Source organism: Spirillospora sp. NPDC049024 (genome assembly GCF_040649235.1).
Lineage (GTDB): Bacteria > Actinomycetota > Actinomycetes > Streptosporangiales > Streptosporangiaceae > Spirillospora.
This window is the reverse complement of the sequence record NZ_JBEZFD010000003.1, coordinates 385,982-408,475: the sequence shown is the minus strand read 5'-3', so window position 1 is coordinate 408,475 and position 22,494 is coordinate 385,982. Positions and strand designations below refer to the sequence as shown.

The 22,494-nt window shown below is 73.2% G+C and carries 16 protein-coding genes; 8 read left to right on the top strand and 8 right to left on the bottom strand.

Annotation, left to right across the window (positions count from 1 at the left end; genetic code table 11):
* Positions 1-246: 246 nt before the first annotated feature.
* Together AB0C21_RS07470 and ccrA are read left to right on the top strand one after the other, a co-directional pair.
* Complete coding sequence (locus tag AB0C21_RS07470) at positions 247-6,810, top strand: SDR family NAD(P)-dependent oxidoreductase (protein WP_500203203.1); 6,564 nt, start codon at positions 247-249, stop codon at positions 6,808-6,810.
* Between the two features lie 38 nt (positions 6,811-6,848).
* Positions 6,849-8,183 (top strand): crotonyl-CoA carboxylase/reductase, encoded by a 1,335-nt coding sequence (ccrA, locus tag AB0C21_RS07465; protein WP_500203202.1) that lies wholly within the window; start codon positions 6,849-6,851, stop codon positions 8,181-8,183.
* Between the two features lie 57 nt (positions 8,184-8,240).
* Here the strand turns inward: ccrA and AB0C21_RS07460 are convergent, their stop codons facing one another.
* Positions 8,241-8,693 carry an Lrp/AsnC family transcriptional regulator gene (locus tag AB0C21_RS07460; RefSeq protein ID WP_500203201.1) on the bottom strand — a complete coding sequence of 151 codons (453 nt, stop codon included), beginning with the start codon at positions 8,691-8,693 and terminating at the stop codon, positions 8,241-8,243.
* Between the two features lie 108 nt (positions 8,694-8,801).
* On the opposite strand from AB0C21_RS07460, the gene AB0C21_RS07455 reads away from it, so the two are divergent.
* Positions 8,802-9,413, top strand: coding sequence for a LysE family translocator (locus tag AB0C21_RS07455; RefSeq protein WP_500203200.1), 612 nt, complete (start codon positions 8,802-8,804; stop codon positions 9,411-9,413).
* 70 nt (positions 9,414-9,483) lie between these two features.
* On the opposite strand, the gene AB0C21_RS07450 is transcribed toward AB0C21_RS07455, so the two are convergent.
* Positions 9,484-10,497: an ABC transporter permease gene (locus tag AB0C21_RS07450; protein ID WP_500203199.1), complete on the bottom strand. Its 1,014-nt coding sequence runs from the start codon at positions 10,495-10,497 to the stop codon at positions 9,484-9,486.
* Positions 10,498-10,851: 354 nt separating this feature from the next.
* On the opposite strand from AB0C21_RS07450, the gene AB0C21_RS07445 reads away from it, so the two are divergent.
* The gene (locus AB0C21_RS07445; protein WP_500203198.1) at positions 10,852-12,171 is read left to right on the top strand and encodes a PucR-like N-terminal domain-containing protein; all 1,320 of its coding nucleotides are present in this window, start codon (positions 10,852-10,854) and stop codon (positions 12,169-12,171) included.
* On the opposite strand, the gene AB0C21_RS07440 is transcribed toward AB0C21_RS07445, so the two are convergent.
* On the bottom strand, positions 12,172-12,396 hold the full coding sequence (locus AB0C21_RS07440; RefSeq protein ID WP_500203196.1) for a hypothetical protein: 225 nt from the start codon (positions 12,394-12,396) through the stop codon (positions 12,172-12,174).
* Positions 12,397-12,549: 153 nt separating this feature from the next.
* On the opposite strand from AB0C21_RS07440, the gene AB0C21_RS07435 reads away from it, so the two are divergent.
* Together AB0C21_RS07435 and AB0C21_RS07430 are read left to right on the top strand one after the other, a co-directional pair.
* The gene (locus AB0C21_RS07435) at positions 12,550-13,299 is read left to right on the top strand and encodes a GntR family transcriptional regulator (RefSeq protein ID WP_500203195.1); all 750 of its coding nucleotides are present in this window, start codon (positions 12,550-12,552) and stop codon (positions 13,297-13,299) included.
* Complete coding sequence (locus tag AB0C21_RS07430; protein WP_500203194.1) at positions 13,296-13,850, top strand: NUDIX domain-containing protein; 555 nt, start codon at positions 13,296-13,298, stop codon at positions 13,848-13,850. The genes AB0C21_RS07435 and AB0C21_RS07430 overlap by 4 nt, the downstream gene beginning before the upstream one ends.
* On the opposite strand, the gene AB0C21_RS07425 is transcribed toward AB0C21_RS07430, so the two are convergent.
* The 4 genes from AB0C21_RS07425 to AB0C21_RS07410 form a co-directional block, all read right to left on the bottom strand.
* Positions 13,828-15,309, bottom strand: coding sequence for a DUF4153 domain-containing protein (locus tag AB0C21_RS07425; RefSeq protein ID WP_500203193.1), 1,482 nt, complete (start codon positions 15,307-15,309; stop codon positions 13,828-13,830). The two genes, AB0C21_RS07430 and AB0C21_RS07425, sit on opposite strands and share 23 nt — an antisense overlap.
* Before the next feature lie 608 nt (positions 15,310-15,917).
* On the bottom strand, positions 15,918-16,997 hold the full coding sequence (locus AB0C21_RS07420; RefSeq protein WP_500203192.1) for a HAMP domain-containing sensor histidine kinase: 1,080 nt from the start codon (positions 16,995-16,997) through the stop codon (positions 15,918-15,920).
* Positions 16,994-17,680, bottom strand: coding sequence for a response regulator transcription factor (locus AB0C21_RS07415; RefSeq protein ID WP_500203191.1), 687 nt, complete (start codon positions 17,678-17,680; stop codon positions 16,994-16,996). Before AB0C21_RS07415 ends, AB0C21_RS07420 begins: the two co-directional genes overlap by 4 nt.
* Positions 17,681-17,752: 72 nt before the next feature.
* The gene (locus AB0C21_RS07410) at positions 17,753-19,222 is read right to left on the bottom strand and encodes a glutamate-cysteine ligase family protein (RefSeq protein WP_500203190.1); all 1,470 of its coding nucleotides are present in this window, start codon (positions 19,220-19,222) and stop codon (positions 17,753-17,755) included.
* A 159-nt stretch (positions 19,223-19,381) separates the two neighbouring features.
* On the opposite strand from AB0C21_RS07410, the gene AB0C21_RS07405 reads away from it, so the two are divergent.
* Positions 19,382-20,725: a sensor histidine kinase gene (locus AB0C21_RS07405; RefSeq protein ID WP_500203189.1), complete on the top strand. Its 1,344-nt coding sequence runs from the start codon at positions 19,382-19,384 to the stop codon at positions 20,723-20,725.
* 183 nt (positions 20,726-20,908) lie between these two features.
* Here the strand turns inward: AB0C21_RS07405 and AB0C21_RS07400 are convergent, their stop codons facing one another.
* A complete protein-coding gene (locus AB0C21_RS07400; protein WP_500203188.1) occupies positions 20,909-21,457 on the bottom strand; it encodes a YceI family protein in 549 nt (182 codons plus the stop codon).
* Positions 21,458-21,691: 234 nt separating this feature from the next.
* On the opposite strand from AB0C21_RS07400, the gene AB0C21_RS07395 reads away from it, so the two are divergent.
* Complete coding sequence (locus AB0C21_RS07395; protein ID WP_500203187.1) at positions 21,692-22,486, top strand: L,D-transpeptidase; 795 nt, start codon at positions 21,692-21,694, stop codon at positions 22,484-22,486.
* Positions 22,487-22,494: the final 8 nt, after the last annotated feature.

The following is a 22,494-nucleotide window of genomic DNA, read 5'->3' as shown; positions in this document are numbered from 1 at the left end:
TCCCCCTAAAAACAGTCGTCGCTATTGTTACTATTGGTTTGCGCTTCGTTACTCAGCCCTGACTCAGGGCCGTGGTACCCAACTATCCCATCAGGCCACATTGGTTACTGCCGAGTCTTGTCATCACCGTGACAAGACGTGAGGGAGAAAAGTGGTCTGGGTGCGCATCCCGAGTCGGTCACCGTAAGACAAAGTGGTCCCTCCGCTTCGATGAACGATCCCGGTTTCATGGGGGGACCCCACCGCATGCAGAGCAATGATCGTTCCGGAGCCGCGCGGGAGAACGCGAAGGACGAGACACGGATCAGCGAGGATTCGGTCCGCCGGCACCTGATCGAGCAGATCGCGCGCCGCTCCAGGACCACCGCCGCCGAGATCGACCCCGACCGGCCGCTGGAGGAGTTCGGACTCGCCTCCAGGGACGCCGTCGCGATCGCCGGCGAACTCGAGCAGCTGCTCGGGCGGGCCCTCCCCGCCACCCTCGTCTGGGAGCACCCGACGATCAACAAGCTCTCCGTCGCGCTGGCGGGCGGAGCCGCGGAGGACGCCCCGGCACCGGAGCCGGTGGTGAGGCGGGACGTGAGCGACGAGCCGATCGCCGTCGTCGGCGTCGGCCTCCGCTTCCCCGGCGGCGACCGCGACCTGACCGGGCCGGGCGACTACTGGCGCTTCCTGACCGGGCGCGGCGACGCGATCCGCGAGGTGCCGGACGGCCGCTGGGACGCCTTCGACGACGGCTCCCCCGAGGTCGGCGACCTGCTGGAGAGCACGACCCGGCTCGGCGGCTTCCTCCGGGACGTCTCCGAGTTCGACGCGCAGTTCTTCGGCATCACCCCGCGCGAGGCCGCGGTCATGGACCCGCAGCAGCGGCTCGTCCTCGAAGTGGCGTGGGAGGCGTTCGAGCACGCCGGCATCGGCCCGGCGTCGCTGCGCGGCAGCCGCACCGGCGTCTTCGTCGGCGTGTCCGCGCCGGAGTACGCCGCGTTCACCGCGTCCGACCTGGCGTCCCTCGAACCGTTCACGGCGACGGGCGCGGCGCTCAGCATCATCGCCAACCGGCTGTCGTACCTGCTCGACCTGCGCGGCCCCAGCATGATCGTCGACACGGCCTGCTCGTCGTCGCTGGTCTCGACGCATCTGGCCGTGCAGGCGCTGCGCCGCGGCGAGGCCGACGTGGCGCTGGCCGGCGGGGTGAACCTGCTGCTGTCGCCGACGGTCACGATGACCTTCGACCTGGCCGGCGGGACGGCGGCCGACGGGCACTGCAAGGCGTTCGACGCCTCCGCCGACGGCATGGTCCGCGCGGAGGGCTGCGGCGCCGTCGTGCTGAAGCGGCTGTCGGACGCGGTGCGCGACGGCGACCGCGTCCTCGCCGTGATCCGCGGTTCCGGCGTCAACTCCGACGGGCGCTCGAACGGCCTCGTCGCCCCGAACTCCGACGCGCAGCGCGCCCTCCTGCGGGACGTGTACGCGAGCGCGGGCATCGACACGCGTGAGGTGGACTACGTCGAGGCCCACGGGACGGGGACGTTCCTGGGCGACCCGATCGAGGCCAAGGCGGTCGGCGAGGTCCTCGGCGCGGGCCGCGAGGCCGGCGAGCCGCTGCTGCTCGGCTCCGCGAAGTCCAACCTCGGGCACATGGAGTCCGCGGCGGGCATCGCGGGCCTCATCAAGACCGTCCTCGCGCTGCACCACCGGGTCATCCCGCTGAGCGCGCACTACAAGGAGCCCAACCCGCACATCCCGTTCGACGAGCTCCGCCTGGAGGTCGTCGCGGAGGAGACGCCGTGGCCCGAGCGGGGACGCCCCGCGCGGGCGGGCGTGTCCGGGTTCGGCTTCGGCGGGACGAACGCGCACGTCGTCCTGGAAGAGGCGCCCGCGCAGGAGACGAGCGCCCACCCGGCCGTGGTCAGGACGTTCCCCCTCTCCGACACCAGCGACGACCGCATCCGCGACCACGCGGCCCTCCTGGCCGAGTGGCTCCCGAACCAGGACGTGAAGCTCGCCGACGTCGCCCGCACCCTGCACCGGCGCGCCGGCCGGGGCCGGGCCCGCGCCGCCGTCGCCGCCAGGGACCGCGCCGGGCTCGTCGAAGGGCTGACCGCCCTCGCCGAAGGGCGCCCCCACCCGGGTGTGGTGACGGGCACGGCGCTCGGAGCGCCGGGCCGTCCCGTGTGGGTGTTCTCCGGGTACGGGGCGCAGCGCGCGGGCATGGCGCAGCGACTCCTGGAGGAGGAGCCGGCGTTCGCCGAGGCCATCGACGACCTGGACGGCCTGTTCGCCGAAGAGGGCGGCCCCGACCTGTGGGCGCTCCTCGAAGAGGGCCGCAAGCCGGAGGGCCCGGCCGACACGATGCCGGTGCTGTTCGCGATCCAGATCGCCCTCGCCCGCATGTGGCGGTCCTACGGCGTCACGCCCGGCGCGGTGGTCGGCCACTCGATGGGCGAGGTCGCCGCGGCCGTCGTCGCGGGCGCGCTCACCCTGGAGGACGGCGTCCGCGTCATCTGCCGGCGGTCCCGCCTGCTGACGCGGCTCGTCGGCGGCGGCGCGATGGCGGTCCTCGGCGCGTCCGCCGCGGAGGTCGTCCGCCTCGCCGGCGGCCTGCCCGAGGTCTACGCGGCCGTGCACTCCTCGCCGAAGCAGACCGTCGTGACCGGCGACGCCGACCAGGTCGCCGAGGTCGTCAAGCGGGCGGAGGCCGAGGGCAGGCTCGCCCGGATGGTGCAGGCCGAGGGCGCCGGCCATTCGCCCCAGGTCGACCCGCTCCTGCCCGAGCTGCGCGAGGCCCTCGCCGACGTGGGCGCCGAGCCGGGCACCCCGCTGGCCGAGGACATCAGGCTCTACACCACCGCCCTCGACGACCCCCGCGCCTACCTCGACTCCGCGTCCGGCCTCGGCGTCGACCACTGGGCCGCGAACCTGCGCAACGCGGTGCGGCTCACGGACGCGGTGGCGGCCGCCGCCGAGGACGGGTTCCGCACGTTCGTCGAGGTCAACGCGCACCCGATCCTGGCCCATGCGGTCGGCGAGACCCTGGAGGGGACGGGCGCGCTCGTCACCCACACGCTCAAGCGGGCCCCGAAGGGCCAGGAGACCGACGACACTCTGACGTTCCACGCGCAGCTCGCCACCCTGGCCGCGCACGGCCACACGATCGGCGGGCCCGCGGACGGCCGGGTCGTCGACGTCCCGCAGTCGCCGTGGCGGCACGAGCGGCACTGGGTCGACCTGTCGGCCCGCACGTCGGCCAAGCACGACGAGCATCCGCTGCTCGGCGCGCATGTGGAGCTTCCCGGTGAGGACCGGCACGCCTGGCGCGCCGACGTGGGGCTCGCCGCCCAGCCGTGGCTGCGCGCGGCGGCCGTCCACGGGCTGCACGCGCTGCCGGTGGCGGCGTTCGCGGAGATGGCCCTCGCCGCCGGGGCCGACGCGCTCGGCACCGAGGACGTCCGCGTCAACAGCCTGTGGATAGAGCGGCCGCTCGCGCTCGCCGACCACACGACCGTCACGACGACGTTCACCGAGGCGGAGCAGCGGGTGGAGGTCCACGCGCTGACCCCGGCGGGCACGTGGGTGCGGCTGGCCAGCGCGGACGTCGGGGAGGACCGCCGTCCCCCCGCCGCGTCCGGGCCGGGCGCGGCCACCGAGGTCGCCGCCGCCGAGCGGGGCAGCCGCCACTACCGGCTGCATCCGGAGGTCTTCGACCGCTGCCTGGCCGTCCTGTCGGACGAGGCGGCGGGCGGCGACGGCGGCCTCTGGCGGGCCGAGACGATCGGCAGCCTCCGCGTGTTCGGGCCGACGCACCGCGGCGGCCACGTCCAGGCGAAGGTGGTCCGCGATGACGACGAGGTGACGGGCGCGGTTCCGGGGGGCGTGGGGGGTCGTCCCCTCACAATGACGGGCTCCGTCGTGCTGCTGGCGGGCGACGGGCAGGTCCTCGCCGAGGCGAGCGGCATCGTGCTGCGGAGGGTCGAGCGCCACGACATCCCCGTCCCGCTCGCGGACAAGCTCGTCGAACTCGTCTGGGACGAGGCCCCCCTTCCGGAGGGCGCCGAGCCGTCCGAGGGCGGCACCTGGCTGGTGCTGGCCGAGGAGGACGACGCGCTGGGCAACGCGACGGCCGCCGGGCTGGAGGAGCGCGGGAAGCGCGTCATCCGGCACCGGCCGACGAACCGGCCGCCGGACGACCACCCGGCCATGGAAGAGCCGGTCGAGGGCGTGGTGCTCGTCCCGTCCGCCGATCTCGTGGACGAGGAGCTCGTCCTCGCCGTCGCCGGGGTGAGCCGCTCGCTGCCGGACGGCCCCCGCCTCTACGTCGCCACCCGCACCGCGCTGCCCCTGGCGGGCGAGGGCGTGCCCGGTCACGGGTTCGTCAGCGCGCTCACCAGGGTGCTGGCGTTCGAACGCACCGTCCAGCGCGCCACCCATGTGGACGTCGACCGTCCGGCGGATCTCGTCGCGGAACTCCTCGCGGGCGACGAGGCGCGCGAGGTCGCCTGGCGCGACGGCACCCGGCGGGTGGCGCGCCTCGCGCAGGCCGCCCTTCCGGAGACGCCGGCCAAGAGGAAGCGCGTCGTCCGGCGCGGCGGCGCGTACGTCATCACCGGCGGGTACGGCGGGATCGGCCTGGTCACCGCGCGGCTGCTGGCCGACCGGGGCGCCGGGCGCATCGTCCTGTCCGGGCGGAGCGGCCCCGACGCCGACGCCGAGAAGGTGATCGCCCGCCTGCGCGAGGACGGCGTGGACGTCGGCGTCGTGCTCGGCGACATCGCCCGGCCCGGTACGGCCGAGCGGCTCGTCCGGGTCGCCCAGGAGGGCGGCGCCAGGCTGTGCGGCGTGGTGCACGGCGCGGGCGCGATCGACGACCGGCTCATCGCCGACCTCGGGCCCGACGATCTCCACAGGGTGTGGACGGCGAAGGTCGAGGGCGCGCGGCGGCTCAGCGAGGCCACCTGGGACCTCGACCTCGACTGGTTCGTCACGCACTCCTCGGCCGCCGCGCTGCTCGGCTCGCCCGGGCAGGCGGCCTACGCCGCCGCGAACGCCGCGATCGACGCGCTCATCGCGTACCGGCGCGCGAACGGGCGCCCCGGAACCACCATCAACTGGGGCACCTGGTCCCAGGTCGGCGGGGCCGCCGAGACGTCGGTCACCGTGATCGACCCGATCAGCCCGGCGGAGGGCGCGGAGGCGCTGGAGGCGCTCCTCGTGCACGGCAGGGCGGCGACGGGCGTGCTGCGCTTCGACCCCGCCACGGCCGTCGCGCTGTTCCCCGAGATCCGCAACATGCCGTACTTCGCCGCGCTCACCGCGGCGGCGGACGAACTGGGCGCCGACGACGGCGGCGACTGGCCCGGCGTGGAGGCGCTCAAGGACCTCGACCCGGCCACCGCCCGCAAGATGATCGCCGCGCAGGTCAGGTACCGGATCGCGGCCGTGCTCGGCTTCGACCCGCAGCGCCTCGACCCGGCCGTCCCGCTCACCGACCTCGGCCTGGACTCCCTGGTCGCGGTCCGGATCAAGAGCGGCGTCGAGCACGACCTCGGGCTGACCGTCCCGGCGTCGGTGCTGCTCCAGGGCGCCAGCGTGAACGTGTTCGAGGAGTGGGCGGCCGGTGAGCTCGGCCTGGCCGCCGCCCCCGCGCCCACCGCGGTCTCGAACGCCGAATCCGGATACGTCATGCCGCGCGACGCCGCCGAGCGCCTCGCCGTCCGCATCTTCGAGGACGTCCTCGGCCTCGACCGCGTCGGCGTCACGGCCGACTTCTTCGCCGACCTCGGCGGGCAGGACCACCAGGCCGACCGGGTCGTCGCGCTCGTTACGCAGGAGCTCGGCGCCGAGGTCACCCGCGGGGAGCTGTTCGAGACGCCGACCGCGGAGAACGTCGCCGAGTACATCAGGGCGGCCGACGAGGAGGCGGCTCGGCAGACGGTTCGTCCGCTCAACCGAAGCAGTTCCGGGGGGCGTGGGGGGTCGTCCCCCCACAATGACAAGCCGTCCGGCGACCGGCGGCCGATCTACATCGCGCACCCGGCCGGCGGCACGACCGCCTGCTACCGCCAGCTCGTCGAGCTGCTCGGCGACGACCAGCCGGTGTACGGGCTGGAGCGGTTCGAGGACGCGCCGCCGGTCGAGGAGCGCGCCGCCCGCTATGTCCGGCACCTGCTGGAGGCGCAGCCGGAGGGCGCGTTCCGGCTCGGCGGCTGGTCGTTCGGCGGCGTCCTCGCCTACGAGACGGCGCGGCAGCTGAAGGCGGCGGGGCGCGAGGTCGAGTTCGTCGCGCTGTTCGACGCGGGCCTCCCGCTGGCGGTGGACGACGAGTCCGACACGCTCGCCCGCCGCTTCTCCGCCTTCGCCGACTACATCAACGAGACGTACGGCCTGGAGGTCTCCCTCACCTACGAGGAGCTGTCCGGGCTGGACGAGGAGTCGCAGTTCGCTCTGGTCATGGAGCGCGCGGCTCCGCTGGTGGACTACATCCCCCCGGCGGCGCTCACCCACCAGCTCACGTCCCACCAGGACACCCGTTCCCTGGAGGCGTACAAGCCGGAGCCCTACGACGGGCACGTCATCCTCTACTACGCGCCCGAGGAGACCCCCTGGGCCGTCCGGGATGCGCGCTACGTGCTCGACGGGACCAACGGTTTCGGCGGGCTCTGCGCCGACCTGGAGATCGTCACGATCCCCGGGGCGCACCATCTCAACCTGCTCGATCCGCCCGGTGTCGGCGTCCTCGCCGCGCACCTGGAGGCCCGGCTCTCCGGACGGCGGGAGAGCGACGCCGTCCGGGCGCCGATCACGGCCCGCTGAGGGCCGCGTCCCGTACCCGTTCCACGGAGGACACACCCATGGCCCACCCCGGCCCGTCCCATCCCCTGCTCGACGCCGTCCGGTCCGGCGCGAGCGGCCCCGAGCTGCAGGAGATCGACCTGCCGACCCGCTTCCGCGCGGCGTTCACCCGCAAGGACGAGGTGGGCATCTTCGAGGGGCAGACCGACAAGGACGTGCGCCGCTCCCTGCACGTCGGCGAGGTCGAGATGCCCGAGCTGGCGCCCGACGAGTGCGTGGTCGCGGTGATGTCCGCCGCGATCAACTTCAACACCGTCTGGTCGGCGATCTTCGAGCCGGTCCCGACGTTCGCGTTCCTGGAGAAGTTCGGCAGGCAGGGCTGGTACGGCGCCCGGCACGACCTGCCGTACCACATCCTCGGCTCGGACGGCTCGGGCGTCGTCGTGCGCACCGGCAGCGGCGTGAAGAGCTGGAAGGTCGGCGACAAGGTCGTCCTCTCCCCGTCCTACGTGGACGAGGAGGACCACGGCTCCTACGACGACGGCATGATGTCGGAGAGCCAGCTCGCCTGGGGCTTCGAGACGAACTTCGGGTCGCTCGGCGAGTACTGCATCGTCAAGGCGAACCAGCTGATCCGCAAGCCCGCCCACCTGACGTGGGAGGAGGCCGGGTCGAACACGCTGTGCGCCGCGACCGCCTACCGGATGCTCGTCGGGACGCACGGCGCCCGCATGAAGCAGGGCGACGTCGTGCTGATCTGGGGCGCGACCGGCGGGCTCGGCTCGTTCGCGACGCAGCTCGTCAAGAACGGCGGCGGCATCCCGGTCGCCGTGGTCTCCTCCGAGGAGAAGGCGGAGATCGTCCGGTCGCAGGGCTGCGAGCACGTCATCAACCGCAACGACCTGGAGCTCGGCGAGCAGGGCCTCCGGCACCCGAAGGCCGGCCGGATGCTGGGCGAGGCGATCCGCCGCCTCGTCGGCGAGGACCCGGGCATCGTGTTCGAGTACCTCGGCCGCGAGACGTTCGGCGCGTCGGTCTACGTCGCCAAGCGCGGCGGCAAGATCGTCACCTGCGGCTCGTCCACCGGCTACCGGCACGAGTACGACAACCGGTTCCTGTGGATGCGGCTGAAGAGCATCATCGGCTCGCACGGCTTCAACTACCACGAGGCCGTCGAGGTGAACCGCCTCTTCAGCCTCGGCATGATCCACCCGACGCTGTCGACGGTCTTCCCGCTGGAGCAGGCAGGCGACGCCACCCGGGCCGTCCAGACGAACCAGCACATCGGCAAGGTCGCCGTCCTGTGCGGCGCCACCGCCGAGGGCCAGGGCGTCGACGACCCGGCGCTCCGCGAGCGCATCGGCGAGGAGAAGCTCAACCTCTACCGCCGCTGACGCGCGAATGCGGGACGGGCCCGGCGCGGGGCCCGTCCCTTCCCATGCCGCGCCGGCTCAGGTGGGCAGCGGCCGGTCGTTCACGACGTGCTTCATCACCAGCGTGGAGTTCAACCGCTGCACGCCCGGCAGCGCGGCGAGGACGTCGTCCTCCAACTCCTGGTAGGCCTTCAGGTCGGCGGTGACGATGCGCAGCAGGTAGTCGGGGTCCCCGAAGAGCCGCTGGGCCTGCACCACCTCCGGAACCTGCGCGACGGCCGCCTCGAAGCCGAGCAGCGTGTCGCGGTCCTCTTGCCGCATGGTGACGAACACCAGCGCCTGGAAGGTCAGGCCGAGCGCGGCGGCGTCCACCACCGCGCGGTACCCGCGGATCGTCCCGTCGCGCTCGAGTTCCCGCAGCCTCCGGTGGCACGGCGAGACGCTCAGCCCGACGCGCGCCGCGAGTTCGGTGACCGTCAGCCGGCCGTCCTCCTGGAGCACGGCAAGGATCTGCCGGTCGATGGCGTCCACGAAGCAGATCCTTTCACAAATGCGGCTTTACCTGGCAAAAATTGGAATCACTTTCCGCCAATTCAACCGTATTCTCCCCGTAATGGCCGCCGCCAGGGGAGGAATGCGATGGCACCGGGATCGGTACTGGCGTTCTGGGCCGTCGCGACGCTGCTCATCATCGTCCCGGGCGCGGACTGGGCCTTCACCATCGGCGCCGGCCTGCGCGGCGGCTCCGTCGTCCCCGCCGTGGGCGGCCTGGTCGCCGGTTACGCCGCGATCACCGTGATCGTCGCGGCCGGGGTCGGCGCGCTGGTCGCCGGCTCCCCGTCCGCCCTGACCGTCCTCACCGTGGTCGGCGGCCTCTACCTCATCTGGCACGGCGCGACGACCTTCGCCCACCCGTCCACCCTGGAACCCCGCGCGGGCACCGGCACCGACTGGACCGTCTTCCTGCGCGGCATCGGCGTGAGCGGCCTCAACCCCAAGGGCCTGCTGATCTTCCTGGCGCTGCTGCCCCAGTTCACCGACCCGCGCTACGCCTGGCCCGTCCCCGCCCAACTCGGCGTCCTGGGCCTGACCTTCATGACGACCTGCGCCGCCTTCTACCTCTGCCTGGGCGCCCTGACCCGCACGGCCTCGGCCGCCCACCCCAAGGCCGCCCGCACCCTCACCCGCCTCTCCGGCGCCGCCATGACCGCCCTAGGCGCCTACCTCCTCCTAGACCACCTACTGCCCTGAGCGTGCTCGCCGTCACGGCTGAAGATCTCTTTGGTCGACGGCCGGGCCGGCGGGGCAGGGGTGGGGGTGGTCAGCCAAGTCTTACGCGGGGGTCTATTACCGCGTAGAGGAGGTCTACGGCCAGGTTGAGCAGGACGATCGAGGCGGACGTGAGCAGGGTGACGCCCAGGACCATGGGCAGGTCGCCGCTCTTCACCGAGGTGAGCGCGAGCTGGCCCAGGCCGGGGATGCTGAAGGTGTTCTCGGTCAGTACCGCGCCGCCTAGGAGCAGTCCGAGGTCGAGGCCGAAGACCGTGATGATGGGGGTCAGGCAGGCGCGGAGCGCGTGCCTGGTGACGACGAACGTCTCCGGGAGCCCCTTGGCGCGGGCGGTGCGGATGTAGTCCTCGTTCATCGTCTCCAACATGCCCGCCCTCGTGAGCCGCGCGTACATGGCCGCGTAGAGGAAGGCGAGGGTCACCCAGGGCAGTACCAGGGCCTCGAACCACGTCACGGGATCGTCGGTCAGGGGCCGGTAGCTGCCCCCGCCGGGAAAGATCTTCAGGGTGTAGGAGAACAGCGCGAGCGAGACCAGGCCGGTGAAGTAGATGGGCAGCGACACGCCGCCCAGCGCCATGATCATGGCCGTCCGGTCCCATACCGATCCCCTGCGCAGGGCCGACAGGACACCGGTGGCGATGCCGCCGGCGAGCCAGAGGAGCGCCGCGCCCATGGCCAGCGACACGGTCGCCGGCGCGCGGTCCAGCAGCGTGCCGAGGACCGGTTGGCTGCTGCGGAACGAGTAGCCGAGGCACGGCGCCGGGCAGTGGTCGGTGACGGGGCCGGCGTCGTAATCCGTGCCCGCCACGATCGACTTCAGATAGTTCCCGTACTGGACCACGACGGGCTTGTCGAGGCCGAGCCGTTCCCGGGTCGCCTCGATCGCGTCGGGGGTCGCGGCCCGGCCGACGTAGGCGGCGGCGATCTGGTCGCTGGTCTGCCCGGCCAGCTTCGGGATCCAGAAGAAGACGCCGAAGGTCACCAGGGTGATCAGCAGCAGCATGACGAAGGCGCCGACGAGGCGCCGGACGAAGTATGCGAACACGTTTGCCGGTCCCGTCCGGCCGGGCCGACCCGCCCACGCCACCGGGCGGCACCTTCACCTGCCCTCCGGGGTCGAGTGCGCCGCCATCCGGCCCGGCGCCGGCGGGCGCGGCCGCCTCGACCGGCGCGCCCGCACCGGGTCCGGTTCCCAGCATGCGCGTCCGGTTGATCAAGCGTGTCTCGGCGAAGTCACGGAACCGCTTCCCTCCGTTCGGCCGGAGGAGCCCGGGACTGTGGAAATCTCTTCATCCTCCCGGCCGAAGCTGGTCGTAAATCGACCTAGACTTTGCGCCCCGGGCCCGTCACGGGTCATGATTTGCCCCACACAGGTCCCATAAGTAAGTAATTACCCCGTGTGAACGGCGCGCAACGCAGGGGGACGGAGCTGGGAGGTTCTGTGGCGGACGACGGTTCGACCACCAGCGGGCGCCCGTGGGCGGATCTGCCGAGGGAACTGGCGGATCACATGCGACCCCATCTCGACGAGGTGGCGGACGACATGATCCAGGAGATTCAGACGCGCGTCAGGGAGTACGACCGGCCTGGAGACGGCTCCTATTCGGGGACCCTCCGGCTCGCCGTCGAGCGCGTGCTCCACTTCTTCGTGGAACGGGTGTCCGATCCCGGCCATGATCCCGCTCCGGTGACCGACTTCTTCCGCGCCATCGGCCGCGGCGAGGCGGGCGAGGGGCGCAGCCTCGACGCGATGCAGACCGCGATGCGGGTCGGCGGCATGGTGGCGTGGCGCCGGATGACCGAGGGCGCCGAGGCCCTGCAGGTGCCGCCGCGCACGCTCGGCGCCGTCGGCGAGGTCCTGATGCAGTTCCAGGACGAGTTGGCGCACGCCGCCGCCGAGGGCTTCTCGCAGGCCAAGGCGGCCGTCGCGGGCGAGATGCAGCGCCGCCGCAAGCGCCTGCTGGACCTGCTGTTCGCCGATCCGCCGGCCGCGCAGGAGGCGATCGCCGATCTCGCCGCCGCCGCGCACTGGCCCGTCCCGCGGACGGTCGCCGCGGTCGCGCTCGGCCGCCACCACGCCGACACGCGCCAGCCCGCGTTCCCGCCGGACGTGCTCGCCGACCTGACCCGCCGCACCCCCAGCCTGATCATCCCCGACCCGGACGGCCCCGGCCGCGCCAAGCTCGTCGACCGCGCCCTGTCCGGGACGCTCGCCGTGGTCGGCCCGACCGTCCCGCTGACGGAGGCGGCGCGCTCGATCCAGTGGGCGCGCAAGACGCTCTGCCTCGTCCAGCGCGGCGTGATCGAGGCGGACAGCGGCGTGATCCGCAGCGTGGAGCACATGTCCACGCTGATCCTCTTCCAGGACGAGGGGCTCATCACCTCGCTCGCCGACCTGCGGCTCGCGCCGCTCGCGCACCTGCGGGCCAGCCAGCAGGACCGGCTCGCCGAGACGCTGCTCGCGTGGCTGCAGTCGGGCCGCAACGCCAACGAGGTCGCGATGCGGCTGCACGTCCACCCGCAGACCGTCCGGTACCGGCTGCGGCAGCTGGAGGAGCTGTTCGGCGACCAGCTCCTGGACCCGGACCTGCGCTTCGACCTGGAGATCGTGCTGCGCGCCCGGGCGCTGCTGGCCGACAACGCGGGGGAGCGGCTCATGCCGCCGGCCCGCGCGGCGGTCGGGGACGCGGGCGAGGTCGTCAGCCTCCGCCGGAGCTGATCAGTTCCGGCGGGCGGCCCGCAGCCGCTCGGCGGTGGCGACGCGCTCGGCCAGCCGGGTCTGCGCGTCGCAGAGCAGCCACAGCTCGCCCTCGTCGGTCGCGACGATCTCCTTCAGGCAGCCGTTGAGGAGCTGGTAGTCCGACAGGGGGGTGACACGGGTCGCGCGCAGGCCGCCGTCCGAGCGTTCACTGTGCCAGCCGGGCATGCACATGGTCGCCGACATGAAGCGGGGCTCCCTCGGTCGGTTTATGGTAGGTCTACCATAGAACCACCAAACACTGGCCACAATGCGTTAGCCGCAACCCCAAGAGGGTGCGGGCGCAAGTGGGATCTGTACGGTATGAGGTCAATGCACCGACCTGGAGCAGGATCTGGTATGCCGCGACCCCCCACGAAGGCACAGGCGATCAGCAACGCGCTCGCCGCCCGCATCGTCGAGGGCGAACTGGACCCCGCCGCCTGGCTGCCGTCCGAGCGCGAACTGGCGCGCGTCTACGAGGCCGACCGCTCGACCGTCCGGCGGGCGCTGCGCCTGCTGGCCGACCAGGGCCTCGTCCAGCTGCGGCACGGCGCGGGCGCGCAGGTGCGGACGGCCCCGCGGGTGCGGCGCGCGGCGGCCGACATCACGCGGCAGGTCGGCGAGTGGCGCGGGTTCCACGTGTCGGCGCGGCGGGACGGCCGCACGCCGTTCACCCGGACGGCCGTCGCCGAGGTCGAGGCCGACGACCGGCTCGCGCCGCGCCTCGACGTCCCGGTCGGGACGCGGGTGCTGGAGCGGGCGCGCGTCCAGGGCGTGGAGGGGGAGCCGCCCGTCCAGACGGCGACGACCTGGGTGATCCTGGACATCGTGGAGAGGATCCCGGTGCTGCGCCAGGTCGACACGGGCTCGGGCGGCATCTACTCGCGGCTGGAGGAGGCGGGCTTCCGCATCACGTTCGAGGAGTCGGTGACGTGCCGGCTGCCCCGTGTCGACGAGCAGCGGACGCTGGAGATCGGGTCCGACCAGCCCGTCCTGACGCTGTGGCGGCGCGCCCACGACCAGGACGACCGGGTCGTCGAGGTCACCCACCGGGTGGTGGTCGGCGACCGGCACGAACTCGTCTACCGCTACGGGGCGGGCGCATGAGCGAGGAGGAGCGGCCCGCGGTGCGGCAGGTCTCGTCCCGCGTGGTGTACGAGAACCCCTGGATGGTCGTCCGGGAGGACGCGGTCGAGCGGCTGGACGGCTCGCGCGGCATCTACGGGGTCGTCGACAAGCCCGACTTCGTGCTGGTCATCCCGGTGGAGGGCGACGGCTTCCACCTCGTGGAGGAGTACCGCTACCCGATCGGCAGGCGCACCTGGAACTTCCCGCAGGGCGCGCTCCCGGGCCGGCGGGAGGCCGACCCGGAGGAGCTCGCCCGGCGCGAGCTGGCCGAGGAGACCGGGCTGCGCGCCGGGACGCTCCGGCGCCTCGGCTACCTGAACTGCTCGCACGGGACGAGCGGCCAGGGCTTCACCATCTTCGTCGCGTCCGACCTGGAGGCCGGGGAGGCCGACCGGGAGCCCGAGGAGCAGGACATGCGGCAGAAGTGGGTGAGCGAGGAGGAGTTCAAGGCGCTCATCCGCGAGGGCCGCATCACCGACGACTCGACCCTCGCGGCGTACGCCCTGCTCACCATCGATCGGACCGGATAGTGGAGCAGTCGGCCGAGTCGTCGGCGGGGCGCTCCCCGAGGACGGCGCGGGCGCGGTTGCGCGCGAGGTTGGCGCTCATCGCGGGCTCGTCGTCCTCGAGGTCGTAGGCGATCTCGCGCAGCGCGCAGGAGCGCAGCGGCTCGGGCAGCCGGTCCAGGGCCGGGACGGCGTCGGCGGACAGGTTCCGCAGGTAGCCGACGTCGATCTTGCCGGTCTGCCGGTACCGGGCGACGTTGTGCTCGGCGATGAACCCGTCCGGGCCGACCAGCGCGAGGACGATCATCGCGGCGGCGCCGCTCCCGGCGACCGCCCTCGGCAGCCACGCGACGCGTCCCCGGAGGACGCCGGCGAGCGCGACCATCGCCACGACGACGCCGAGCCACAGCTCGAACGCATGCACCCACAGGCGCAGCCTCGTCCAGCCGTAGGTCTCCTCGTACAGGTACAGCCGGCGCAGCGCCACCGCGACGACGACGAGGGTCAGCGCGCACAGCAGCCCCAGCAGGGTCTGGACCGTGACGCGGTCGCCCTTGCCGCCGGAAGGCGCGTACCGCTTGGCGACGGCGACGACCGCCAGCACGAGCACCGTCGCGACGACGAGCTGGAAGAATCCCTGCCGGGCGTACTCGGCGTAGGTGAGGCCGGTCGAGCGGAGCAGCTCGTCCTTGTCGTCGGCGAGGAAGACGCCGGCCTGGATCGCGCAGAACAGCAGGAAGAGCAGGTCGAGCGCCGCGATCGGCACGGCCCACGACCAGCGCCCGGCGGGCTTGCCGGGCTCCGGCCTCAGCAGGTGCAGCGGCGGCGGCGCCTGCCCGAGGAAGGCGGCGGAGCACGCCAGGACCAGGGTGAGGACGCCCGCGAACCCGTACAGCACGACGGTGCCGGGCGAGATCTCCGGGACGAGCCCGGACGCCAGGCTGCCGAACGCGGCGTCCGCGCCGACGAAAAGCGCGCCGAACACGGCGACCAGCCCGCCCGCGATCATGCCCGTCCGCAGGATCGGCCACGCGTTGCCGCGCCCCGACGTCAGCGCGCCGTACGCGCCGCGCGTCGTCCACGGCACCATGCAGCCGACCGCCGGGATGACCGCGAGGCCGCCGAACAGGACCTCCGCCCAGGACCGTCCGCCGGACGTCCCGTAGGAGCCCACGGCGACGGCGAGCAGGAGCGCCGGGACGACGACCCAGTCGGCGTCCCGGTAGGCGGCGGTCGCGGCCAGCCCCACCGACAGCAGGAGGAACGCCGCCCCGGTCCGGTTGACCGACGCGAGCCCGCGCCGCCCGCCGGACGCGGCGCGCATCCCCCGCCCGGCCGACCACGCCGACGCGGCCGCCACGTAGGCCACGGCCGTCGCGGTGATGAGCACGCCCACGCCGAGGCCGTGCGCCATCGACGGGCCGAGCGTCACCGCGCCGATCAACGCCGTGACGAGCGCGCCCGCGGCCAGCGCCCCCGACATGGGCCGCGCCGGCCTCTTCCACCCGACGATCGCCTGCTCCAGCTTGGTCGGCTTGTAAACGACGGGCCGCGGCGGAGCCCCCGTCCGCGCCGGATACCCAGGCGGTGGATAACCCCCCGCCCGCGGCGCGAAAGCCCCACCAGGCGCGGCACCCGCCCCAGGCACCGAAGGCGCGCCGGGCCAGTCCCAGGAACCCCCACCGGGCGCGGAGGCCGCACCGGGCGCGGGAGGCGTGCTGGGGGCGGAAGCCGCACCGGGCGCGGAGGCCGCACCGGGCGCGGGAGGCGTGCTGGGGGCGGAGGCCGCACCGGGCGCGGAGGCCGCGCCGGGCGCGGAGGCCGTGCCGGGGGCGGGAGGCGTGCTGGGGGTGGAGGCTGCGTTGGGGGCGGAAGTCGCGTCGGGGGCGGGGGCCGCGTCAGGGGCGGGGGCCGCGCTGGGAGTGGGAGGGGTGTCGGGCGCAGGCGGTTCGGCTGGTGTGGGAGGTGTGGCGGCGGCGGGTTTTTGTGGCGTGGCGGGGGTGGGTGCGGGTGTTTCCGGGGCGGGGGACGCGGCGGGTTCGGAGGGGTTGGTGGACGGCGGGTCGTCGGACGGGTTCGTGGGGTGGTCGGTCATCGGGGGTCTCCGGGAATCGGGGGGATCACTACGCGGATCCGGCAGCCGGTGGGGGTGTCCATGACGGTGATGTCGCCGCCGTGCAGTTCGGTGGCCCAGTTGGCGATGGCGAGGCCGAGCCCGGTGCCGCCGCCGGGGGTGCCGGTGCCCGGCGCGGAGCCGCGGGAGAAGCGCTCGAACACGCGGGCGCGCTCCTCGGGTGGAATGCCTGGTCCCTCATCGGCTACTTCGATGATCAGACCGCCGGAAGGGTTCGCGGAACGGGCCGTCACGGTGACGGGGCGGCCGGCCGGGCCGTGCCGGGCGGCGTTGTCGAGCAGGTTCGCGACGACCTGGTGGAGCCGGTCGCGGTCGGCGGCGGCGCGCAGGCGGGGCGGGACGTCCGCCTCGAACAGCGTGTCGGGGCGGCCCGCCCGCGCCTCCGCGATGACGTCGGACACGAACGCGGCGATGTCGATGTCGGCCACGTCGAGGGCCGCCGCGCCCGCCTCGACGCGGGAGAGGTCCAGGAGCTGGGTGATGAGGCGTCCGAGGCGCTCGGTCTGGTCGAGGGCCGTCTCCAGGACGTCCGGCGTCGCTGGCGTGACGCCGTCCGCGACGTTCTCCAGCACGGCGCGCAGCGCGCTGAGGGGGGTGCGCAGCTCGTGCGAGACGTTCGCGACGAACTCGCGGCGCTGCCGGTCGACCTCGGCGAGGTCGGCGGCCATCCGGTTGAACGCCTGCGCCAGTTCCCCGACCTCGTCGCGCGAGGTGGCGCGGACCCGGCGGCTGTAGTCGCCGCGCGCCATCGCCCGCGCCGCCGCCGTCATCTCGCGCAGCGGCGCGGTCATGCCGTGGGCGAGCAGCTGGGTCACGACCAGCGAGATCAGCACCCCGACGGGCATCGTCTCCCGGGCGCGGAACCCGAACGGGTACCCCCACAGCACGATCAGCACGGCGACGCACGCCGTCACGACGACCACGACGCCGAGCTTCACCTTGATCGACCGGAGCGGGTCCAGCGGCCGGGGCAGCCGCGCCCACAGGCTGCGGGCGAGCCGGGCGCCCTCGGGGCGGGCGGTCCCCGTGCGGGTCACTGCGCGGCCTCCAGGCTGTACCCGACGCCGTGCACGGTCCGGATCAGCTCCTGCCCGAGCTTGCGGCGCAGCGCCTTGACGTGGCTGTCGACCACCCGCGTCCCGGACGCGTCCGCCCAGTCCCACACCTGCTCCAGCAGGACGGCGCGGGTGAGCACCGCCCCCCGGTTGCGCAGCAGGCACGCGAGCAGGTCGAACTCGGTCGGCGTGAGGTGGACCTCGCGGCCGTCGCGGCGCACCCGGCGGGCCCGCTGGTCGACCTCCAGGTCCCCGACGCGCACCGGCCCGTCGCCGTCGTCCATCGCGGGCCGCTCGACGCGGCGCAGCACGGCGCGGAGGCGCGCCACCAGCTCCCGCATGCTGAACGGCTTGGTCACGTAGTCGTCGGCGCCGACGCCGAGGCCGACGAGCAGGTCGGTCTCGTCGTCGCGCGCCGTCAGCATCAGCACCGGCACGGGACGCTCCGCCTGGACGCGCCGGCAGACCTCGAGGCCGTCGAACCCGGGGAGCATCACGTCCAGCACGACGATGTGCGGCTCGTACGCGCGGGCGCGCTCGACCGCCGACGGCCCGTCCGCGGCCACCTCGACGGCGAAACCCTCCGCCGCCAGCCGGTCGGCCACCGCGCGCGCGATGGTCGGCTCGTCCTCCACGATGAGGACGCGCGTCTCGTTCTCGGTCACGGCACCCGACTCTAGAAGGACGGTTTGGGGGCGCCGAGTGTGATTTGTGCGGGAGCTGTGAAGATCCTCGGGTTACCAGGTGTGGACGGGCTCGTTGCCGCGCAGGTGCTCGACGTAGGCGCGGGTCATCATGCGCAGGGCGTCGTGGCGGCCGACGCCGTGCTCCTCCTCCAGGGCCTGGACGGTCTTGATCTGCCAGGCGGCGCCGGTCTGGCCGGTGACGCAGCGGCGCTCGATGATGCCGAGGAGGCGGTCGCGGCGGGCGGGGTCGACGCCCCAGCGGTCGAGGCCCTCGTGGGCGAGCGGCAGCAGCTTGCGCAGGACGAGCTCGGAGGCGGGCACCTCGCCCATGCCGGGCCAGTAGAGGGTCGATTCGAGGCCGTCGCGGGCGGCGCGGTGGAGGTTCTCCTCGGCGGTGGCGAAGGACATCCGCGACCAGACGGGACGGTCCTCCTCGGCGAGCATCCGGACGACGCCGTAGTAGAAGGCGCCGTTGGCGACGACGTCGGCGACGGACGGCCCGGCGGGCAGGACGCGGTTCTCCACGCGCAGGTGGGGGCGGCCCTTCACGACGGCGTAGATGGGCCGGTTCCAGCGGTAGATCGTCCCGTTGTGGAGGGTGAGTTCGCCGAGTTCCGGGATGCCGCCCTGGTCCAGCACCTCGCGGGGGTCCTCGTCGTCGCACAGCGGCAGCAGGGACGGGAAGTAGCGGGTGTTCTCCTCGAAGAGGTCGAAGACGGAGGTGATCCAGCGTTCGCCGAACCACACCCGGGGCCGGACGCCCTGCGCCTTCAGCTCGTCGGGCCGGGTGTCGGTGGCCTGCTCGAACAGGGTGATGCGGGTCTCGTGCCAGAGCCGGTGCCCGAACAGGAACGGGGAGTTGGCGCCCATCGCGACCTGCGCGCCCGCGACGGCCTGGGCCGCGTTCCAGTACGCGCCGAACTCGTCGGGGCTGACCTGGAGGTGGAACTGGACGCTGGTGCAGGCGGCCTCGGGGATGATGGTGTCGGTGTGCATGCGCAGCGGCTCGGGGCCGTCGATGGCGATGCGCATCTCCTCGCCGCGCGCGGCGAAGATCTCGTCGTTCAGCATCTTGTAGCGCGCGTTCGACGACAGGGTCTCCTCGCCGATGTCGGTGCGCCGCAGGGTGGGCAGTATGCCGATCATGACGAGCCGCCCGCCGACCTCGCGGGCCCGGTCGTCGGCGTGCGCGAGGTGGTCGCGGACCTCCGTCTCCAGGGCGCCGGTGCCCTCCCCGCCGAGCTCGCGGGGCGGGATGTTGATCTCAAGGTTGAACTGACCGAGTTCGGTCGCCCACGCAGGGTCCGCGATCGCCTTGAGCACGTCCGCGTTGCGCATCAGCGGATCGCCGAGCGAGTCGATCAGGTTGAGCTCGATCTCCAGGCCGATGTGCGGGCGCTCGAAGTCGAACTGGGATTCGCCCAGCATGCGGGCCAGCACGTCGAGGCACCTGCGCACCTTCTCGCGATACCGCCGCCGGTCCTCACCGCTGATGGCGACCGAAGCCACGTCCCTGCCCATGTGTCCGTCCCTGTACTCCGGAGGGAATCGTCATAAAACGGGATGTCCCAGTAGGCGAAGGTGAAAACACGGCGCGAAGTTTCGGGCTCCCCGTTTCGTGACCGGCCGGTACCGTGTGTCGTCGCGCCGGGAAACCGGTACGCCGGTCCTGGAGGCCCCATGCGCATGCGCCCCCGCTCCATCCGGGCCAGGGACACGCTCGTCGCCGCGGTGATCGCCGCGCTGGCCCTCGGAGTGACCGCGATCGGCGCGGACGTCGCCGTTCGCGGCGCCGTCAAGGCGGAACTGCTCCGCCGGACGCAGGTGGACGCGCGGCGGGTGAGCGGCGGAGTCCGCGACGGGACGCTGGAGGGCGTCATCCGCGACGACACCCGCGGCCAGATCCTCATCCAGGTCGTGGAGCCCGGCGGGCGGGTGACGAATGCCACACCCCCCGGAACGGACAGACCACCGGTGAGCAGACTCTGGCCGCCGAGCAACATGCGCGTCCAGGACTTCACCGAGTGCCGCGGCCGGTGGCCGGACCGCGAGTGCCTCGTGGTCGAGGCGATCCGGGTCAGCACCGCGCCCGACTCCGTGGTCGTGTACGCGGCCGCGCGGCAGCCGTCGTATCTGGTGAACGGGCTGCTGGAGGCGGTGCTCGGCGCGGGCGTGCTGCTGCTGGCGGCCGTCGCCGCGTGGATCACCTGGCGCGTCGTCGGGCGCACCCTCGGCCCGGTCGAGGCGATCCGCGCCCAGCTCGCGGAGATCAGCGCCACCGACCTCAGCCGCCGGGTGCCGCAGCCGCCTGGCCAGGACGAGATCGCGCAGCTCGCCCGCACCGCCAACGAGACGCTCGACCGGCTGGAGCGGGCCGTCACGCGGCAGCGGCAGTTCGCCTCGGACGCCTCGCACGAGCTGCGCACCCCGATCGCCGGGCTCCGGGCCAACCTGGAGGACGCCTCGATGCACCCGGAGGACAACGATCTGCGGGGCGTCATCGACTCGGCGCTGCGCGACACCGACCGGCTGGAGTCGATCGTCACCGACCTGCTGCTGCTCGCCAGGATCGGCACCGGCGGGAGCACCGTCCAGGAGCCGCTCGACCTGTCCGCGCTCGCCGCCGCCGAGGTCGGCCGCCGCACGTTCGAGGTGAAGATCGTCACCGAGCTCGCGCCCGGCGTCATGGTCCGGGGGGTGCGCATGCAGCTCGTCCGGCTGCTGGGCAACCTGCTCGACAACGCCGAGCGCTACGCCGAGTCCCGCGTGGCGGTTGAGGTGGGCAGGCGGGCCGGCCGGGCGCTGCTCGTCGTCACCGACGACGGCATCGGCATCGCGCCCGCCGACCGGGAGCGCGTCTTCGAGCGCTTCACCCGCCTGGACACCGCGCGCAGCCGCGACGCCGGCGGCGCGGGCCTCGGCCTCGCGATCGCCCGCGAGATCGCCCAGGCCCACGGCGGGACGCTGCGGATCGAGGACCACCCCTCCGGTGCCCGCTTCGCCCTCCGCCTCCCCCTGGACTAGCGGCCCGCTTGGGAACCGGCGCCCTCCTTGGAGAGGCGGTCCCTTGGAGCGAGGCCCTCAAAACGGCCGGCTGCCCCGGACGGCGGGCTGCTCCGGAGCGAAGGTGCCTTGGCTTGCGACCCGGTCCCGGAACGGCGGAAGGGCCGCCCGGGATGGGCGGCCCTTCCGGCGATGGGGAGGTGCTCAGGCGCGGACGGCCTGGATCTCCAGCTGGATCTCGACCTTGTCGCCGAGCAGGGCCTTGTCGCCCTTGAGCGGGACGTTGAACTCGATGCCCCACTCCTTGCGGCTGATGGTGGTCACGGCGGAGAAGCCGGCGCGCGTGCCGCCCCAGGGGTCCTCGCCCACGCCGTTGAACTCGACCGTGAGCGTGACCGGCCGGGTGACGCCCTTGATCGTCAGGTCGCCGTCCAGGAGGTACTCGCCGTCCTCCTCGCGGACGCCCTTGGTCGCGAACGTCATGGTCGGGTACTTCTCGACGTCCAGGACCTCCGCCGTGCGCATGTGGGCGTCGCGGTCGGCGTTGCGGGTGTCGATCGAGGCGACCTTGATCTCCGCGGTGGCGGTGGACTCGGCCAGCTCCTCGGCGATCTGCACGCTGCCGGTGAAGTCGGTGAACGTGCCGCGCACCTTGGTCATCAGGTGCCGGATCACGAAGGTGACCTCGGAGTGGGCCGGGTCGATGTTCCAGGTGCCTGCGGTCAGTCCGGGGGCAACGGCGGTGATGCTCATGGTGACTCCGTCCGTGATGCTTGAAACTTCAACGACTTGTCGAAGGTTAGTTGAGGGTTCAAACAGCTGTCAATCCCGGCTTGTTCCCGGTTCTGCCGCCCTCTTCGGAGCCGACCGCACGGTACGGAGTGCGATCCGTCCCGCACACCGTGCAACCCCTCCGGCTCCTCGTGCGTAGACAGCGGGCACAGAGGCGAGCCGGAGCCCTCTCCGGCGGGATCACTTGGAGTCTTCGTGAGCGACGAACCACCGCGCGCCGCCGGGCGGACGGCCCTGACGGCGGCACCGGCCCTGCTGGTGACGGCCCTGCTCGTGACCGGATGCGGGGGAGGCGGCAAAGGGCCGTCCGCCGGCGCGACCCCCGCCGGGGGCCTGGACAAGCTGCCCCAGGCCACCACGTACACGACGCTGGACGACCTGCCGAAGGACGACGCGCCGTCCGCCAAGGGCGACGGGACCGTGGTGCACCCGCTCGACACGGTCCCGGTGTCGGCGAAACCCGGCGCGCCCGCCGTGGCCGAACTGCCGAGCACCCAGCTCAAGGGCCCCACCTGGGTGCCCGTCGTGGAGAGCCGCCCCGGCTGGCGGCGCGTGCTGCTGCCGAGCCGCCCGAACGGCGTGACCGGCTGGATCCCCGACGCCGGCCTGAAGGCCGCGCGCAGCTCCAGCTCGGTCAGGGTCGACCTCGGCGACCGGAAGATGACCCTGTACCAGGGCGGCCGCCAGGTGGGCTCATGGTCCGTGGCGGTCGGTGCCCCGAAGACGCCGACACCCACAGGACGGACGTTCCTGCTCGCCTCCCTCGCCCCTGAGAAGCCCACCTACAGCCCGCTGATCCTGCCCGTCGGCGCGCACTCCGCCACCCTCGACAGCTTCGGCGGCGGCCCCGGGACGGTCGCGTTCCACGGCTGGCCGACCAGATCGGTGTTCGGCAGGGCCGTCACGCACGGGTGCGTCCGGGTGCCCGCCGACGCGTTGAAGCGGCTCGCGAAGGTTCCGCTCGGCACGCCCGTCCAGATCACGGACTGACGGCCGTC